Source organism: Marasmitruncus massiliensis, assembly GCF_900186535.1.
GTDB lineage: Bacteria > Bacillota > Clostridia > Oscillospirales > Ruminococcaceae > Anaerotruncus > Anaerotruncus massiliensis_A.
This window is the reverse complement of the sequence record NZ_FYDE01000005.1, coordinates 730,110-747,055: the sequence shown is the minus strand read 5'-3', so window position 1 is coordinate 747,055 and position 16,946 is coordinate 730,110. Positions and strand designations below refer to the sequence as shown.

Here is a 16,946-nt window from a genome sequence, read left to right as displayed (position 1 = left end):
ATACGGGTGTGTCCCCGGGCACACCCGTATTGTTTCAGCAACGATACCGCGCTACTCAAGGAGGTTGACTATGTCTCAAGCAACTGTCGCAAAACCTGTCCTCGGGACGCAGCCCGGCAAAAAATCCGGCAAACGCAGAAGCAGGCTCGGTGAAAGCCCCTATCATGGTCTGCTGTATATCACGCCGTGGCTGATCGGGTTTTTGGTTTTCACGCTCTACCCCATTGTGGCCTCGTTTTATCTGAGCTTTACAAAATACGATCTTGTTTCCGCGCCGAAATTTATCGGGCTGGATAACTATGTGCGCATGTTCAAGGATCCCGTTTTCCGGAAAGCACTCACCGTCACATTTCAGTATGTGATCTGGGAAGTGCCGCTCAAACTGGCATTCTCCCTGTTTGTGGCTATGATTCTCAATATGAAGCTGCGCGGTATCAATTTCTTTCGCACCGCTTATTACATCCCTTCCATTTTGGGGTCCAATGTAGCCATTGCCGTCCTGTGGAAATTTATATTCCAGACAAACGGCCTCGTCAATCAGGTTCTGAATCTGCTGGGGATGCCTTCTGTCGGCTGGTTTGGCGAGCAGTTCCCCGCGCTGATCACAATTGTGCTGCTGCGTGTCTGGGAATTCGGGTCTACCATGGTCATCTTCCTTGCGGCACTCAAAAGCCTTCCGCAGGATGTTTATGAAGCGGCGTCAGTGGACGGATGCACCAAATTCAGGCAGTTCTTCCGGATCACCATTCCGCTGCTCAGCCCCACGATCTTTTTTAACTTTGTCATGCAGTTAATCCATGCCTTCCAGGAATTCAACGCGCCTTACCTGATCACAAAAGGCGGTCCGCAGAAAGGCACCTACCTGCTGCCGATCCTGATTTATGAAAACACCTTTAAATATTATAAAATGGGATATGCGGCGGCAATGTCCTGGATCTTGTTCATTATTATTATGATTTTCACGGCATTCGCTTTCAAAGGCTCAAAATACTGGGTATTTTACAGCGACGATGGAAAGGGGGCCGGCGAGAAAGATGCGTAATACCGAATATAATGCACGTACTTTAGCACGAAAACGGATAAAATCTGTCGTATTATACGTGTTGTTGATTTTTGTGGCGATTGTCATGCTCTATCCAATGGTATGGCTGTTCGGCGCGTCGTTTAAGAATAACGCCGAAATCCACTCTTCCATCTGGTTCATGCCCAAGTCGTTCAGCCTCCAACCCTACATAGACGGATGGAAAACCGGTTCCCAGTATACCATGGGGCATTATTTCGTAAACACATTTAAAATTGTCATTCCCCGCGTGATTTTTACCGTCATTTCGGTGACGCTCACCGCCTACGGCTTCGCGCGCTTTGAGTTTCCGTTTAAAAAGCAGCTTTTTGCGCTTTTGATCGGGACGCTGCTCCTGCCAAACATCATTCTGCGCATCCCGAGTTATCTGATGTGGAACTGGTTTCATCTGCTGGATACCTACGCGCCGCTGACGCTGCCCGCGCTGTTCGCAACCGACGCACTGTTCGTATTCATGCTCATCCAGTTTTTCCGGGGAATCCCGAAAGAACTCGACGAAGCGGCAAGAATCGATGGCTGCGGGCGCTTTATGACACTCATCCGGATTCTGGTGCCGGTCATCAAACCGGCAATCACCTCTATCGCGCTGTTCTCGTTTATGTGGACGATGAATGACTTTATGGGTCCCCTGATTTTTATTTCGAGTGTTGAAAAATATCCAATCACGATTGCCCTTCGAATGTCGATGGACGCAACAGGCGCGGGCTATGATGAAAACCGCATCATTGCGATGTCGATTGTCAGCCTGATTCCGTCTATTGTCGTGTTTATGTGCGCGCAGAGCCAGTTTATTGACGGTATTACGACCGGCAGCGTAAAAGGATAAAAAAGACCCCGCCGGAAGCAGGGTCGTTTCAAAATTATTCAAGATGATAGAACTTGCGGTATTTCTGAGGAGAAACACCGGTACCTTCCTTGAAAATACGGCTGAAGTGCGCCGTCGTGGAAAATCCGGTCTGCTCCGCGATAGCGGAAATGCGCAGATGGGTGGTTTCCAGAAGATTCCTCGCCGCACGGATGCGCACGCTGTTGATATATTCCACAAGCGTCAGATTCGTGGTTTTTTTAAACAGCCGGCTCAAATAAAACGGGCTGATATAAAAGCGCGCCGCAATTTCCGGCAGTGTCAGGCTGCTTTGGTAGTTCCGGGCAATGTAACTGGAAATCTTGTCAATCGTCTTATTGCTGAGAATGGGGGCATTTTCCTGCCTGCTTTTCTGCTCGGCGACACAGCCTTTGAGATAAAACAGCAGTTCCAGCAGCAGCACCCTGCAAAACGGTTCGGCGTCCCCTTCCGGGCTGGTCCTCGCCTCCATCAGCCGCGTGAGCAGGCTTTGCACCATGCCCTGCATCTTCATCGAAACGGTAAGCACCTTAATGCCCTCATCAAAGAAGGACAGCAAATCCACGTTTCCCAGCGATTTCGCCACGTCCTCTATGTACTCGCTGTTGAAATTCAGCACATAACGGGTGTAAGGCGTGTCGTCAACTGAGCTGGTTTTATGCACCTCGTCTCTGCCGAGGATGACGACATTCCCGGCATTGACCAGATAAACCGCGTCATTGATGAAATATTTGCGGCAGCCTTCCTCCTGATAGTAGATTTCATACTTTTTATGCAGATGAAAGGTACGCATATCATAGCCGGACTCCCGGTGCGCCTTATCAATGAAAAAATCGCAGTGCGGAGAAAAAACGAATTCTTTCACCATGCCGCAGACCTCCTGCATCCCACTTTTTCTTTAGTGTAGCATAAATCGGCGTTTGAAAACAGAAAAAAATCAGAAATTTTATGAATTGGTGTATCGAATATGGATTTTCATCTTTTAGAGCTTTTTGTCAGAAGCGCAACCTTTGAACTGGATAACCGCGAGATCTACCGGACAGCCAGGCCCTATTGCGTTTACCTGAATGGGCGGCTGGTTATGTCAAACCGGACAGAGAATGTTTTTTCGCTCTATCATCTGCTGCCCGGCACCGGCTATACCGTTTTGCTTGAATCCGGCGGGGAACAGCGGGAATGCGTCTTCCGCACACCTGACGAATCAATTCTTCTCGATGTGCGGCGGTTCGGAGCAGTCGGTGACGGGGTGACCCCGTCTACCGCGGCTGTTCAGGCCGCGGTCCTCAGCTGCCCGGCGGGCGGGACGGTTTATTTTCCGCGGGGCATTTTTCTGACCGGGCCGCTCTTTCTGAAAAGCGGCATTACGCTGTATCTGGAGGAAGGCGCTGTTTTGCTTGGCGAGACGGACCGTGAAAAGTATCCGCTGTTGCCCGGCGTGACCCTTTCCGCCAATGAAAACGACGAATATTATCTGGGCACATGGGAAGGAAATCCCCTGACCTCCTATGCCAGCCTTTTGACAGGAATAGAAGTAAACAATGTGAACATTACCGGACAGGGAACGATAGACGCGAACGCGCAAAACGGGGACTGGTGGGTACAGGCCAAGGTCAAACGCGGCGCGTGGCGCCCGCGCGTCCTGTTTTTATGCCGCTGCTGCAATATCCGGGTGCAGGGGGTAACTTTCCGCAATTCCTACGCCTGGACCATCCATCCGTATTTCAGCAAGCAGATCCGTCTGCTGGACAGTTCCATACTGAATTATGAACTTTCCCCCAATACCGACGGGATTGATCCGGAATCCTGCGAGGATGTGCAGATTATCGGCGTGCGCATTTCCGTGGGGGACGACTGCATCGCGATCAAATCCGGCAAGCGGTTTATGGGGGAAAAGCAAAAAATGCCTTCCGCCGGAATTATCGTGCGGAATTGCCTGCTGGAACGCGGGCACGGCGGAGTGGTCATCGGCAGCGAAGTATCAGCCGGCGTACAGGACGTCCGGGTCAGCCAGTGCCTGCTGAACAACACCGACCGGGGAATGCGCATCAAAACCAGACGCGGCCGCGGAAGCAGCTGTATCCTGGATAACATCCTGTTTGAAAATGTCCATATGGACGGGGTATTGACCCCGTTTGTGATCAATATGTTCTATTTCTGCGACCCCGACGGGCATTCGAAGTATGTCTGGGAGAAATCGCCTATGCCGGTCAGCGATGAGACGCCACGTGTAGGCAGACTGCTCTGCCGGGACGTGACCTGCGTAAACTGCAGCGTGGCGGGGGCGTTTTTTTACGGGCTTCCCGAAATGCCGATTGCCTGTGTGGAACTCGAAAATATCCTGATTTCTTTCCGGCCCGACGCACAAAAGGGATTCCCCGCGATGATGGATCAGATTGAGATGACAGAAAAGATGGGGCTCTTCGCCTGCAATGTAAAACAGCTCCGCCTCAAGCGGGTGAAAATCGAAGGTTACGAAGGACGCCGCTTGATTACGGACGCCGTCGAACAGCTTGACGAGGAGGAGTAGCCTGTGGAAATGCAAAAACCGGACGCAGGCTGCCTGCTGGCGTTCCTTGACAGTCTGCTTATGAAAAGCGACGCGCAGAATCCTGCCTGGAATCTGGAAAAAATCCGCTCCGGGAGACCCAACAGCTGGAACTATGTGGACGGCTGCATGATTTATGCCATTCTGGAGTTTTACCTCATCACCGGAGAAAAAAACTATCTACGGTTTGCGGACGAATTCATGGAATGGTTTGTGCGGGAAGATGGTTCGATTCAAACCTATCAGGAAGAGGATTACAATCTCGACAACATCAACCCCGCTAAAAACCTGTTTACCCTGTGCGACCTGACCGGGAAAGACCGTTACTGCACGGGGATTAAAACCGTTTATCGCCAGATCAGGAATCAGCCCCGGACAAACGAGGGCAGCTTCTGGCATAAAAAGATTTATCCCAATCAGGTCTGGCTGGACGGACTCTATATGGCACAGCCATTCTATATGGAGTACGAAACCCGCTGTCACGGTATGCGCCGTTGTCTGGACATCGTGCAGCAGTTTTTGCGGGTGCGCCAATCTCTGCGCGATGAGACAACCGGGCTGTACTACCACGGCTACGACGAATCCCGTACCATGTACTGGGCAGACCCCAAAACCGGCTGTTCGCAAAACTTTTGGCTGCGCGCAATCGGGTGGCTGGCCTGCGCACTCACCGACACGCTGGAAAAAATGGACGAACAGCTGTATTACGAATACCGGCAGCTCTCCGCGATGCTCAAAGAACTGGTTGACGCGCTTCTCCTCTATCAGCAGGACTGCGGGATGTTTTATCAGGTGGTCGACCGGCCGGATGAACCCGGCAATTATCCCGAAACCAGCGGTACGCTTCTCATCGCATACAGTCTTCTGAAGGCGGTGCGTCTGGAGCTTCTGCCCCGCCGTTACCGGGCTTACGGGGAACGCGCGTTTTACGGAACGATCGACCGCTATCTGCGGCGGGACGGCAGCGGCGAGCTGACGCTCGGCGGTATCTGCCTTGTAGCCGGTCTGGGCGGGGCGCAAAAGCGGGACGGGTCCCTCGCCTACTACCTGAGCGAGCCGGTGGTGGAAAATGAAGGGAAAGGGTTGGCACCCTTGTTTATGGCCTATTCGGAAATCCTTCGCGCACAGGAAGGACCGTGTAAAACACATTCCGGGAAAATTTCATGGAACTGACAGTCGCAAAAGACGGCAGCGGCAGCTTTCGGACAATAGGTGAGGCCATCGCGGAAATTCCATATGAGGAACCGTCGGTTATTTACATCCGTTCCGGAATCTATTGTGAAAAGCTGACCTGCGACAAGGCGGATATCGCTCTGATTGGGGAAAATGCGAAAAATACGATCCTTTCCTGGGGCGACGGCGCTTATCACAGGCATTCCGACGGGCGGCCTTTCGGCACTTTCCGCAGTTATACTGCTTTTTTCGGCGGCGGCAGGGTGCGGGCGGAAAATCTGACGATTGAAAATACAGCGGGAGACGGGCGGGTCGCCGGACAGGCAATCGCAGCCTATGTGGATACGCGTTTCGCGTATTTCCGCAATGTTCGGTTTCTGGGAAGGCAGGATACGCTGTTTGCCGCGCCGCTGCCCGAAGCGCCGCGCATTCCCGGTTCTTTTATCGGGCCGCGCGAAAACGCACCCCGGGAACCGAACACACAATATTACCTTGACTGCCACATCGAGGGTGATGTGGATTTTATTTTCGGCGGAGCGCATACCGTATTCGAAGGATGCGAGTTGGTTTCTCTCAGCCGCAATGAAGCGGTAAACGGTTATATCGCCGCTCCCTGCACGCCAAAAAGGCAGGCGTTCGGATTCCTGTTTTACCATTGCCGCCTGTTATCCGAAAACTGCAAACCGGGCACCGTTTTTTTAGGCCGTCCCTGGAGGGAATACGGAAAGGCGGTATTTCTGGAGTGTGAGCTTGGCCGGCATATCGCGCCATCCGGCTGGAACAACTGGGATAACCCAGCGAATGAAAAAACCGCCGTCTTCGCAGAATATCGAAACGATGGGCCGGGTGCCGATTCTGCTGACCGGGTTCTCTGGCGCCGGACGCCGGACCAAGATCAGGCGCGAGCTTATTATGATCAAATAGAGCTTGTTCGCAGACAGTGTCTTAGCATACCCCGGTAAAACGATAGAGCCGCAGCCATTTGGCTGCGGCTCCTGTTATCTTCCAATGGTTTCTTCCATCACGCTTCCGGTTTCCTCCGCGGCAAGCTTTTGCTTTTGTTTTTCGACAAGGTCGGCAAGCGTGATATGATCAACAACGCCGTTGATCGCCTCATTCAGCTGCTCCCAAACATCGAGCGTTACACACCGCCGGCTGCGCGGGCATGCGTTCGGTTCTGTTTCCATGCACGCCACAGGGACAAGGCTTCCCTCGATCAGGCGGAGAATCATCCCCACGGTATATTCCTGAGCCGGACGCACAAGCTTATAACCGCCCTGCGCACCCCGCACACTTTTTACATATCCCGCGCGGTTTAAGACAGAAATAATCTGTTCCAGATATTTTCCTGATATTTCCTGCTGTTCGGAAATACTCTTAATCGTCATACACTGATCTGTTTCATTCATCGCCAGAGTCAGCATCAGCCTGAGCGCGTAACGCCCCCGTGTGGATATTTTCATGGCAACTTCCTCCATTTTCATAACATTTATATTGTACTTTAATTGAGCCGCAAATTCAAGATGCTAAACGGGTATGCTATTGACAAGTTGCCGATTATCGCATACTATTTAATACATAGTATAGAAGTATGAAATGAGGTTATATCATGAGAGTTTCTGCAAAAGGCCGTTACGCGCTTGCCGCTGTCATCCACATGGCGCAGAACTATGCTGCTGGTGAACCGATCACCGTTATACGCATTTCAGAATATCTGGGGATCTCCAAGATCTATTTGGAGCAGGTCTTTTCGCTTTTGAAACGGAGTAAAATCGTCACCTCCGTCAAAGGTTCCCAGGGCGGTTACCAGCTCGCACGAATGCCCAGGCAGATTACTGTACTGGACGTGCTTTCCGCTGTGGAGCTCTCGTTATTTGAAAAAGCCGAGGATACCGTCCCCGAGAAAGCCCCGGCCATCGAAGCCGCCATACGGTCATCTGCGTTTGACGTATTGGATCATGCCATCAAAAGTGCTTTGGAAAAAATTACGCTTGAAGATTTGGTCGCGGAGGCTGAACACTATCAGTCCGATTCCGCGCCGATGTTTTATATTTGACAGGAGTGTTTTCATGGATTTCTCTACCCTCTGCATTCACGGCGGCAAATGCTGTTGTGATACTTCGGGCGCTGTCAGCGTCCCTATTTATCAATCCGCCACATTCGCCCACCCGGCGGTGGGGCAAAGCACCGGTTATGATTATTCCCGGCTGCAGAACCCGACGCGGGAGCAGCTGGAAGTGACCGTCGCCAAGCTGGAAAACGGCGCGGACGCCATGGCCTTTTCCTCCGGGATGGCGGCCGTCGCGGCTTTGATGGAGCTGTTCTCCCCGGGCGACCATATCATCGCTTCGGACGACCTGTACGGCGGTTCCCACCGCCTGCTGCACAGCATCTCCAGGAAAAACGGGATTGCCGTCGACCTTGTGAATACTTCGGACTGTTCCCTGATTACTTCCCACATCCATCCACAGACAAAAGCGGTACTGGTCGAGACCCCGTCCAACCCGATGATGCAGGTGACCGATATCGCCGCGGTGTCGTCGATCTGCCGCGCTCACAATCTTCTGCTGATTGTGGACAACACCTTTCTGACGCCTTACTTTCAGAAGCCGCTTCTGCTGGGCGCCGACATTGTGGTGCACAGCGGCACAAAATATCTGGGCGGCCATAACGATACGCTCGCAGGTTTTCTGGTTGCGAAGGATGCCGGCCTTTCGGAGCGTCTGCGCTATATCTATAAGACCACCGGGGCGTGTCTGTCCCCTTTTGACAGCTGGCTCCTCATCCGCGGGATCAAAACGCTGTCCGTCCGCATGGAGCGGCAGCAGCAAAGCGCGTTGAAGATCGCGGAATGGCTCCGCACGCAGAAATCTATTCGCGCGGTGCATTACGCGGGGCTCCCCTCCCATCCCGACTATGAAATCTCCAAACGGCAGGCGTCCGGTTTCGGCGCGATGATCTCTTTTGAGGTGGATGGCAGCGAAACCGCCCGCCGCCTGCTGGAGCATGTCTCACTGATTCAATATGCGGAAAGCCTCGGCGGCGTAGAAAGTCTGATCACCTACCCGATGCTGCAGACCCATGCCGATGTTCCTGCAGAGGAGCGGGAGGCAAAGGGGATCAATGAACGGCTGCTCCGGCTGTCAGTTGGTCTGGAATGCGCGGACGACCTGATCGCCGACCTGAACCAGGCACTGGGGAGGAATGCATAATGCAGTATCCATTCGACCGGCTGACAGACCGCAGGAATACCGATTCCCTGAAATACGACTTTGCGGAAAAACGCGGCAAACCGCGTGACATTCTGCCGCTTTGGGTGGCTGATATGGATTTCCCCGCCCCGCCCGCCGTGATCGAGGCGCTGACTGAAAAGAGCCGCCACGGAATTTTCGGGTACAGCGAGGGGCGCGAGGACTATTTTGCCGCGCTTAGCGGCTGGTATTGTAAAAACTTCGACTGGGAGATCCGCCCGGAATGGCTTGTCAAAACCCCCAGCGTGGTGTTCGCAATCTGTGCAGCGATCCGCGCGTTTACAAAGGATCAGGACGCCGTCCTGATCCAGCAGCCCGTTTATTACCCGTTCACGGAGTCCATTGTTTCCAACAACCGCAAACTGGTGGTGAACCAGCTGATCTACGCGGACGGGAAGTATACCATTGATCTGCGCGATTTTGAGGAAAAAATCGTACAGAATCAGGTCAAACTGTTTATCCTGTGCAGCCCGCACAATCCGGTCGGGCGCGTCTGGACCGAAGAAGAACTAACCGCCATGGGGGATATCTGTGTCAAACATGGCGTTATCGTGGTTTCGGACGAAATCCACGCCGACTTCGTTTATCCGGGCCATCGCCATCTGGTATTCGCGGGGCTGAACCCCGCGTTTTCTGAAATAACTGTCACCTGCACCGCTCCTACTAAAACCTTTAATCTCGCGGGACTGCAAATTTCCAATATCCTGATCGCAAACAGCGCACTCCGCACGCGGTTCCGCCATGAAATCGGAAGGGCCGGTTACAGCCAGCCGAACGTTATGGGGCTGGTTGCCTGCCGCGCGGCTTACACACAGGGGCAGGAGTGGCTTGACCAGCTCCGCGCCTATCTCGCCGGAAATCTGGACTGTGTCCGGCAGTTTCTGCAAGCTCAGATCCCGCAGATCCGGCTGGTGGAACCGGAAGGCACCTATCTGGTCTGGCTGGACTGCCGCGGACTGGGGCTGGACGATCAGCAGCGCGAACGGCTGCTGGTGGAAAAAGCCGGACTTTGGCTGGATACAGGGACAATGTTTGGTGCGGGCGGAGAAGGCTTTGAGCGCGTGAATATCGCATGCCCGAGGGCGACGCTCAAGGAAGCGCTGGGCAGGCTCCAAAAATCAGTGGAAAATCCGTCTATAACTTAAAAATGCTATTTTCTTTCCGCGAGCGTTATGGTATGCTTATTAACTGATATCCCGTAGCATTTTTCGGGATGTAATTGCGCATGCGGCGCGCAATGTCGGAAAGGAGGCTCCATAAAAAATGGAATATCGTATCGAAAAGGACTCGATGGGGGAAATTCAGGTACCGGCCGACCGGTACTGGGCGGCACAGACCCAGCGCAGCCTTGAAAATTTTGAAATCGGCGTGGAGAAGATGCCGCCGGAAATCATCCGCGCCTTCGGTTATCTCAAAAAAGCGGCAGCAATCGCCAATAACCGGCTGGGAAAGCTGGATGCGGAGCGCTGCGGGCTGATCGTCCAAGTCTGCGAGGAAATCATCGCAGGCAGGCTTGACGCGCATTTCCCGCTTGCCGTCTGGCAGACGGGCAGCGGCACCCAGTCGAACATGAACGTCAACGAGGTGGTTGCCAACCGGGGCAACGAGCTCCATGGGGAAAAACTGCTCCACCCCAACGACCATGTAAATATGTCGCAGAGCTCCAATGATACCTTCCCCACCGCAATGCATATTGCCGCGGTGATAGAACTGGAGGACAGGCTGTTCCCCGCGATGGACCTGCTGACCGGTACCTTCCGGCGGCTGGAATCGGAAAACGCGGACGCAATCAAAACAGGGCGCACACACCTGCAGGACGCAACGCCCGTCACCTTCGCGCAGGAAATCAGCGGCTGGCGCAATATGCTGGAAAAGACCCGCCTCATGCTGGAGACGGCGATCCCCGGGCTGTCCGAGCTGGCGCTCGGCGGGACGGCAGTTGGGACAGGGCTGAACGCGCCGAAGGAATTCGGCGCCGAGGTGGCAAAGGCCGCTTCGGAACTGACCGGGAAGCCGTTTGTAACGGCGGAGAATAAATTCCACGCCCTCACCAGCAAAGACGATCTGGTTTTTGCCCATGGTGCACTCAAGGCGCTTGCGGCAAACCTGATGAAAATCGCCAACGATGTCCGCTGGCTGGCCAGCGGGCCGCGCTGCGGGCTTGGGGAAATCCAAATCCCGGAAAACGAACCGGGCAGCTCGATTATGCCCGGCAAGGTAAATCCCACCCAGTGTGAGGCCATGACGATGGTTGCCGTACAGGTGATGGCGAACGACGTTGCTGTCGGCATGGCCGCTTCACAGGGCAACTTCGAGCTGAATGTGTTTATGCCGGTCTGCATTTATAATTTTCTCCAGTCGGTACGGCTGCTTGCGGACGCCATGGTTTCGTTCAACAGCCACTGCGCCGCCGGCATTACCGCCAACCGCGAAAAAATGCGGTCGAACCTGCACCATTCGCTCATGCTGGTGACAGCGCTGAACCCCTATATCGGCTATGACAACGCTGCCAAAACCGCAAAAAAAGCCTATGCCGAAAACATCTCGCTCAAGGAAGCCTGCGTGCAGCTCGGCTTTCTCACCGCCGAACGGTTTGACGAGGTGTTCCATCCGGAACAGATGGTATAGGGACTGCTTGAAAGGAAGGACCATTGTGGATATTAATCAGGAATCTTTGAAACTTCATTATCAGCTGCGCGGAAAGCTCGAAGTGGTCTCCCGCATCCCGATTAAAACGCGGGAGGACTTATCGCTCGCGTACACTCCGGGCGTGGCCGAACCGTGCCGCGAAATTGCAAAAGATTATGAAAAATCATTTGAACTGACCCGCCGCAGCAATCTGGTGGCTGTCATTACCGACGGCTCCGCCGTGCTGGGGCTTGGCGATATCGGCCCTGCCGCCGGCATGCCGGTGATGGAGGGCAAATGCGTGCTGTTTAAAGAGTTTGCGGGCGTCGACGCGTTTCCTATCTGCGTAGACACCAAGGACGTGGACAAGCTGGTGGAAACCATTGCGCTGATTTCCAAAAGCTTTGGCGGCATCAATCTGGAGGACATTGCCGCCCCGCGCTGCTTCGAGGTCGAACGGCGGCTCAAGGAGCTCTGTGATATCCCGGTTTTCCATGACGACCAGCACGGCACCGCCATTGTGGTGGCGGCCGCACTGCTCAACGCGGCAAAAGTAACCGGGAAAACGATGGGAACCATGAAAATCGTCATCAACGGCGCGGGTGCCGCGGGCATCGCCATCGGCAACCTGCTGATCTCGATGGGATTTGGCAATGTGGTCATGTGCGACATCGGCGGCATCATCTGCGAGGGTGACAGCGACCTGAACGCAGGACAGGAGCAGATTTCCCATATCAGCAACCTGAATCATGAGCATGGAACCCTGGCGGACGCCATGAAAGGCGCCGACGCTTTCGTGGGCGTTTCCCGCCCGAATCTGGTAACGCCGGAGATGGTTTCCACGATGAACAAGGGTATTGTGTTTGCCATGGCGAATCCCGTACCCGAAATCATGCCGGAGCAGGCGAAAGCCGGCGGCGCGGCGGTCGTGGGCACAGGCCGTTCAGACTATCCCAACCAGATCAACAATGTGCTGGTCTTCCCCGGGATTTTCAAGGGGGCGCTTTCCGTACGCGCCCGGGAGATTACAGAAGGCATGAAACGGCGCGCCGCTTATGCGCTGGCCGCGCTTGTAACATCGGAACAGCTTTCCGCCGATTATATCCTGCCGTCCGCTTTGGACAAGAGCGTCGCGGATACAGTGGCAAAAGCGGTTGCCGATGAAGCCATTGAACCCGGGAATGCCCGCATCGGCAAATAGGCAGAACAAAACCCTCCCGCCAGTGGCGGGAGGGGTTTCTGATTAGAATTCCTGTGCTATTCTTCCATGGCTTTATCGGTTTGAGTGTCCTCAGAGGGCTGGCTTTCTTCTTCGGTTTCCTCCGCTTCGGTACTGTCCGGAACCGAAGTGGAGTAATAGTCAATATCCGACAGATCATCGTCCTCCATATCATCCTCCATGTCGTCACAAAGCACAAAGTTCCGATATTTAAAATAGGCCGCAAAAGCTACAATTGCCCCTGCAATTGCAACCAACAAAGCAATGATTGAAATAAAGGTGCCTCTTCCCATCTGCTGCTTCCTCCTGTATCCGGTAAATTTTATATAGAACTAGAATTGGATTTATTATACTCCATTTCCAAAAGGTTGACAAGTCATGCAGACCATTTTATCGATGGTGTTTCCGGATGATTTGTCCCCACCTGCAGCTTTGCGTAAAAAGATTGCCGCATTGCTCTTATTTTGCGCGCTTTTCCCGGCTTCATGCAGAAAATACAGAGAATCCGCAAAAATTGCCGCAAAATTTCATTGATTTGGCTGCGAGGTCTCGGCTGGACGGTCATACCGCCGAGTGACGAAGTAGCAGATAATACCGGTCAAAAACATCAGAATGCCGGAAACGGTAAACCAGTTGGTAATCCCCACAACTTCCGATACAGGACCCGCCAGCATCAAGCCGGCAGGCGAGGCGAGGCTCATGGCGCTCACGACCAACGAAAACACCTTGCCCATGGATTCCGGCGGCACCGTACGCTGAATATAAGCGGTATAAGGCACATTGAAGAAGGTGCCGGTACCGCCCATGATAAAGGAAATCGCCGCAAAAACAGTAAACCAGGAACCGGGCAGCATTCCCGAAAGCGCGGCGCACAGGCCCAGTGCGGAAAGGCCGATGGAAATCATCAGAAACTGCCGTTTCATCCCGCCCCAGATGCCAATGGCCGACGCCGACGCCGCCATCCCCGCCGCAAACAGGAATTCGCTTACGCCGCTGTGCCATGCAGTCCCACTGTAATGGGTACGGATTAAAAGCGGCAGCAGCGACCCCAGCGGCATGTAGACGACGCAGGCCACCAGCACGGGAATGGTTACCGCCATCAATGGCCTGTTGGAGCGCATTGCACGAAGCCCCTGTTTCAGGTCCTCAAACAGATGCAGCTTTACGGTCTGGACCGGTGCCTTTGGAAATTTGACCAGCAGCAAAGCGGAAATGGCGAATGCCGCGCCAAGAATATCGACAAACATGATGCTGTGCAGGGGAAGGACTCCCATCAGCGCCGCGCCAATGACAGGCCCTGCCATAAAGCTTACGGAGTTGACCAGCTGCCCCCAGCCGCCCGCCTGCGTCAGCTTTTCCTGAGGGACCAGCAGCGGGATGCTTGCCTGCATGGCAGGAGCGTGAAAGGTACTGCCCAGCGCGCGGATAAATGCAACCAGATAGAAAAACCAAAGCGGCGGGTCACCGAACAAAAACGCGGCGGCAAGCGCGCCGCTGGACAGCGCAACCACCCCGTCGGCGACTATCATAATTGTTTTCCGGTCGTACCGGTCCACCCATACGCCCGCAAACGGGCCAATCAGCGCCTGCGGCAGCAGCCCGACAATGGATGCGATCGTCAGCACAATCGCCGAATCGGTTTTCACGGTCAGCCACCAGATAATCGAAAACTGGACCGCACCCGATCCAATCAGCGAAAATGCCTGGCCGATATAAATAATGGCAAATGTCTTTTTCCAATTTTTCAAATGATTCAAGCGGTGTTCCTCCTAAGTGATAAACAGCGGGCAAGAGCCGCCGTTTTGTTGGCAGATAAGGCACACCTTTTCATTGGATGTACCTAGTTTGGTTGTTTACGCTGCTTTCTATCCCATGGTTTTTGGAAAAAACGCATCGTGCCCATCCTCCTTTCAGAACCTTTTGGAATCACGCAGATGCCGCGGATTACAAAACAAAAAACGCGGACAAAAACCGGTTTAGGTCTTTGCCCGCGCAAAAGCATGGCGACAGTGAGCAGAAAGAGATACGGCGCTGTAAGGCCGCTGGTCTTTGCTCTGATAATCGACCGCTTTCGTTGCACGACAAAAAACCCCTTTTTCCGGGTGTCCGATGCAGCTGCAGGCTGATTATTAGAACTTCAGACGCATAATCCCTCTCCTTGTTCATTTGATTGTTTGAGTCTAGCACAGTGCCGAAAAAAAGTCAAGCAGGAAAAGCATACCTTTAACTGAGGCCCAATTTTTTCCGTTTTTTTAGAATGTGGTCTTCGATTCCTTTGGCCACTTCAACAGGGTCGTCCCCCAAGGCAACCTTTCCGCCGGTCAGACCTTCCACATCCCGCGTTACAAGTTTTACGAGGTTGGGCGCGCCTGTAATAAACGGTGTGGGAGAAAGGTGCGTGTACGCCCCGTAGGCAACCGCGAAGATGCCGTCAATGGTCGCTTTCTGCTCCATCCACTCAGGCGCGGTTACCGCAATCGGAAGATCGGGAATATCGACATTCAAATGGTCCGCAAGCGCGGTAACCAGCATGGAGATGCGTCCTGTATCCGTGCAGGTGCCGAAGCTTAACACCGGGGGAATCCCCAACGCCCTGCAAACGCCTTTCAGGCCGTCTCCGGCAAGCTCAACGGCGTCAAGGCTGCAAAGGCCGGCTACTTCCAGGCCGTGATTTCCGCAGCCTCCGGCAACCACAAGGATGTCCTTTTTAATCAGCTCATAGGTCAGATTAACGGTGTTCCAGTCCTGCGGCCCGTTCCGTAAAGTCGAGCAGTTTGCCAGAGCTACAACGCCTTTTATCTGGCCTTTGGCGATCACGTCAACCAGCGTGTTCAGGTCGTTGCCAATGGCGCCTAAAACCGCCTCGGTGGAAAATCCCGCAATTGCCTTCTGCGTTCTTTTGGGAACCATCGGGGCAACGTATCCATGTCGTTTTTTGAAGTTCTCAATGGCTATCTGAATGCATTGATCTGCCATTTCGTCCGCTTTCGCCGGATAATAAGGCATGGCGTGCTGTGCGCCCGGCACGCCGATAATCGTGCTCACGCTTACAAGTGCGACCTGATATTTCTCCGCATACTGGTCAATGGCGGGCGGTGAACAGTTTTCTTCCATGACGAGGGCATCCACGGTACCGGTCGCCAGGAACGGTTCAATCGCCAGCCAGTTGCCCATCAGACCCACAAACACGTCGTCCACTTTGAATCTCTGAAGCAGCTCCTGCCCCGTTTCAATCGAGCCGACGATATGAATCCCTTTCGCACCGGCCTTTTTTGCCATCTCCTGATAGTCTGCCTGTTTTGCTTTCTGCAGCGTTGCTACGCCGATCCACGGCTGGTGCCCGTTGAAAGCGATATTCACATAATCGGGGTCCATAATGCCAAGGTCCACAGTTACTTCATGCGGCATCGGCGTACCGAACAGGATGTCCTGTGTCATTTCCAACCCGATCTGCGCGGTGTAAATGGTCGACAGGCCAAGCCGCAACGCTTTTTTCGCCAGCGAGACATAGTCTCCGTCCACGTTTGTCAGGCAGCTTGCGATGCAGAGCTCCACCTCGTGCTGCACACCCGACGGATAGATATGCAGTTCCTTCCAGACCGGGATCCGTTTCTTTGGCGCAAAGGCCTTTACCATGATACTGTCCTGATCCGGATTGACGCTTAGTTCCGCGTCGAACAGCTCCGCCAGCTGAACAGCCAGCTGATTGACTTCTTGATTGGTGTCAATCCCGACTTTCTGGCACATCGTTTTCAGCTTGTTTACATCGGTAATCTGAAACGGCGTTTTGCCCTCGCCGGTAGCTTTGAGCGTCCGGAATGTTTCATAGGCATGGTGCGCATAGGTTGCCGCGCCCATAATATTGCGCATCAGCAGGTTCCGCATCGCCATTGCGTCCGGGCCGATTCCGCAGACACCCTTGACCGCTCCGGTTTTTTCACTGATGCGGCAGGGGCCCTGGGTGCACAGCTGGCAGCTTAACCCCTCCAGGCAGAACTTGCAGCGGATTTTTTCCTGTTCACCCCATCTGGAAAAAACGCTGGAAAGGCCGTCATCCCTGATTCGTATGAGCATTTCTTCAACGGAATCATGATAACTCATGCGTCCTTCTTTTGTTTGCAGAACTTTAACAGACATAATGTCCTCCTTATGAAATGAAAATTTTTCATGCTATCTATTGTGCGCCTATTTCTTGTAATCATTAC

General features: G+C 53.6%; 15 protein-coding genes. 10 read left to right on the top strand and 5 right to left on the bottom strand.

Features of this window, described 5'->3' with window-relative positions; translation table 11 throughout:
- Positions 1–70: 70 nt before the first annotated feature.
- Together C1A10_RS11640 and C1A10_RS11635 are read left to right on the top strand one after the other, a co-directional pair.
- Positions 71–1,042 (top strand): carbohydrate ABC transporter permease, encoded by a 972-nt coding sequence (locus tag C1A10_RS11640; protein ID WP_101910422.1) that lies wholly within the window; start codon positions 71–73, stop codon positions 1,040–1,042.
- Positions 1,035–1,907, top strand: coding sequence for a carbohydrate ABC transporter permease (locus C1A10_RS11635; RefSeq protein WP_207654730.1), 873 nt, complete (start codon positions 1,035–1,037; stop codon positions 1,905–1,907). Before C1A10_RS11640 ends, C1A10_RS11635 begins: the two co-directional genes overlap by 8 nt.
- Positions 1,908–1,941: 34 nt before the next feature.
- On the opposite strand, the gene C1A10_RS11630 is transcribed toward C1A10_RS11635, so the two are convergent.
- Complete coding sequence (locus C1A10_RS11630) at positions 1,942–2,793, bottom strand: helix-turn-helix domain-containing protein (RefSeq protein ID WP_180951116.1); 852 nt, start codon at positions 2,791–2,793, stop codon at positions 1,942–1,944.
- Between the two features lie 99 nt (positions 2,794–2,892).
- Here C1A10_RS11630 and C1A10_RS11625 point away from each other — a divergent pair, with 99 nt between their 5' ends.
- The 3 genes from C1A10_RS11625 to C1A10_RS11615 are packed head-to-tail and all read left to right on the top strand — an operon-like array spanning position 2,893 to position 6,605.
- Entirely contained in the window at positions 2,893–4,452 is a 1,560-nt protein-coding gene (locus tag C1A10_RS11625; protein WP_101910419.1) for a glycoside hydrolase family 28 protein, read from the top strand.
- A 9-nt stretch (positions 4,453–4,461) separates the two neighbouring features.
- The gene (locus C1A10_RS11620) at positions 4,462–5,643 is read left to right on the top strand and encodes a glycoside hydrolase family 88/105 protein (RefSeq protein ID WP_101911639.1); all 1,182 of its coding nucleotides are present in this window, start codon (positions 4,462–4,464) and stop codon (positions 5,641–5,643) included.
- Positions 5,634–6,605, top strand: a complete 972-nt coding sequence (locus C1A10_RS11615; protein WP_101910418.1) for a pectinesterase family protein — start codon at positions 5,634–5,636, stop codon at positions 6,603–6,605. The genes C1A10_RS11620 and C1A10_RS11615 overlap by 10 nt, the downstream gene beginning before the upstream one ends.
- A gap of 36 nt (positions 6,606–6,641) precedes the next feature.
- On the opposite strand, the gene C1A10_RS11610 is transcribed toward C1A10_RS11615, so the two are convergent.
- Positions 6,642–7,106, bottom strand: coding sequence for an RrF2 family transcriptional regulator (locus tag C1A10_RS11610; RefSeq protein WP_101910417.1), 465 nt, complete (start codon positions 7,104–7,106; stop codon positions 6,642–6,644).
- A gap of 146 nt (positions 7,107–7,252) precedes the next feature.
- Here C1A10_RS11610 and C1A10_RS11605 point away from each other — a divergent pair, with 146 nt between their 5' ends.
- From C1A10_RS11605 to C1A10_RS11585, 5 genes are all read left to right on the top strand, one after another.
- Entirely contained in the window at positions 7,253–7,699 is a 447-nt protein-coding gene (locus C1A10_RS11605) for an RrF2 family transcriptional regulator (protein ID WP_101910416.1), read from the top strand.
- Positions 7,700–7,712: 13 nt separating this feature from the next.
- Entirely contained in the window at positions 7,713–8,855 is a 1,143-nt protein-coding gene (locus C1A10_RS11600) for a trans-sulfuration enzyme family protein (protein WP_101910415.1), read from the top strand.
- Positions 8,855–10,039 carry a MalY/PatB family protein gene (locus C1A10_RS11595; RefSeq protein ID WP_101910414.1) on the top strand — a complete coding sequence of 395 codons (1,185 nt, stop codon included), beginning with the start codon at positions 8,855–8,857 and terminating at the stop codon, positions 10,037–10,039. Before C1A10_RS11600 ends, C1A10_RS11595 begins: the two co-directional genes overlap by 1 nt.
- A gap of 118 nt (positions 10,040–10,157) precedes the next feature.
- A complete protein-coding gene (fumC, locus tag C1A10_RS11590) occupies positions 10,158–11,522 on the top strand; it encodes a class II fumarate hydratase (RefSeq protein ID WP_101910413.1) in 1,365 nt (454 codons plus the stop codon).
- A gap of 25 nt (positions 11,523–11,547) precedes the next feature.
- Positions 11,548–12,723: an NAD(P)-dependent malic enzyme gene (locus C1A10_RS11585; protein WP_101910412.1), complete on the top strand. Its 1,176-nt coding sequence runs from the start codon at positions 11,548–11,550 to the stop codon at positions 12,721–12,723.
- A 56-nt stretch (positions 12,724–12,779) separates the two neighbouring features.
- On the opposite strand, the gene C1A10_RS11580 is transcribed toward C1A10_RS11585, so the two are convergent.
- From C1A10_RS11580 to cooS, 3 genes are all read right to left on the bottom strand, one after another.
- Positions 12,780–13,034: a hypothetical protein gene (locus C1A10_RS11580; protein ID WP_101910411.1), complete on the bottom strand. Its 255-nt coding sequence runs from the start codon at positions 13,032–13,034 to the stop codon at positions 12,780–12,782.
- A 234-nt stretch (positions 13,035–13,268) separates the two neighbouring features.
- Positions 13,269–14,498, bottom strand: coding sequence for an MFS transporter (locus C1A10_RS11575; RefSeq protein ID WP_101910410.1), 1,230 nt, complete (start codon positions 14,496–14,498; stop codon positions 13,269–13,271).
- Positions 14,499–14,964: 466 nt separating this feature from the next.
- Positions 14,965–16,878 carry an anaerobic carbon-monoxide dehydrogenase catalytic subunit gene (gene cooS / locus C1A10_RS11565; RefSeq protein ID WP_101910408.1) on the bottom strand — a complete coding sequence of 638 codons (1,914 nt, stop codon included), beginning with the start codon at positions 16,876–16,878 and terminating at the stop codon, positions 14,965–14,967.
- Positions 16,879–16,946: the final 68 nt, after the last annotated feature.

Excerpts from the sequence above, each read along its gene's own strand:
- C1A10_RS11595 (WP_101910414.1), top strand. The coding sequence starts at position 8,855 with ATGCAGTATCCATTCGACCGGCTGACAGACCGCAGGAATACCGATTCC.
- fumC (WP_101910413.1), top strand. The coding sequence starts at position 10,158 with ATGGAATATCGTATCGAAAAGGACTCGATGGGGGAAATTCAGGTACCG.
- C1A10_RS11635 (WP_207654730.1), top strand. The coding sequence starts at position 1,035 with ATGCGTAATACCGAATATAATGCACGTACTTTAGCACGAAAACGGATA.
- C1A10_RS11625 (WP_101910419.1), top strand. The coding sequence starts at position 2,893 with ATGGATTTTCATCTTTTAGAGCTTTTTGTCAGAAGCGCAACCTTTGAA.
- C1A10_RS11600 (WP_101910415.1), top strand. The coding sequence starts at position 7,713 with ATGGATTTCTCTACCCTCTGCATTCACGGCGGCAAATGCTGTTGTGAT.
- cooS (WP_101910408.1), bottom strand. The coding sequence starts at position 16,878 with ATGTCTGTTAAAGTTCTGCAAACAAAAGAAGGACGCATGAGTTATCAT.
- C1A10_RS11640 (WP_101910422.1), top strand. The coding sequence starts at position 71 with ATGTCTCAAGCAACTGTCGCAAAACCTGTCCTCGGGACGCAGCCCGGC.
- C1A10_RS11605 (WP_101910416.1), top strand. The coding sequence starts at position 7,253 with ATGAGAGTTTCTGCAAAAGGCCGTTACGCGCTTGCCGCTGTCATCCAC.
- C1A10_RS11630 (WP_180951116.1), bottom strand. The coding sequence starts at position 2,793 with ATGGTGAAAGAATTCGTTTTTTCTCCGCACTGCGATTTTTTCATTGAT.
- C1A10_RS11615 (WP_101910418.1), top strand. The coding sequence starts at position 5,634 with ATGGAACTGACAGTCGCAAAAGACGGCAGCGGCAGCTTTCGGACAATA.
- C1A10_RS11580 (WP_101910411.1), bottom strand. The coding sequence starts at position 13,034 with ATGGGAAGAGGCACCTTTATTTCAATCATTGCTTTGTTGGTTGCAATT.
- C1A10_RS11610 (WP_101910417.1), bottom strand. The coding sequence starts at position 7,106 with ATGAAAATATCCACACGGGGGCGTTACGCGCTCAGGCTGATGCTGACT.
- C1A10_RS11620 (WP_101911639.1), top strand. The coding sequence starts at position 4,462 with ATGCAAAAACCGGACGCAGGCTGCCTGCTGGCGTTCCTTGACAGTCTG.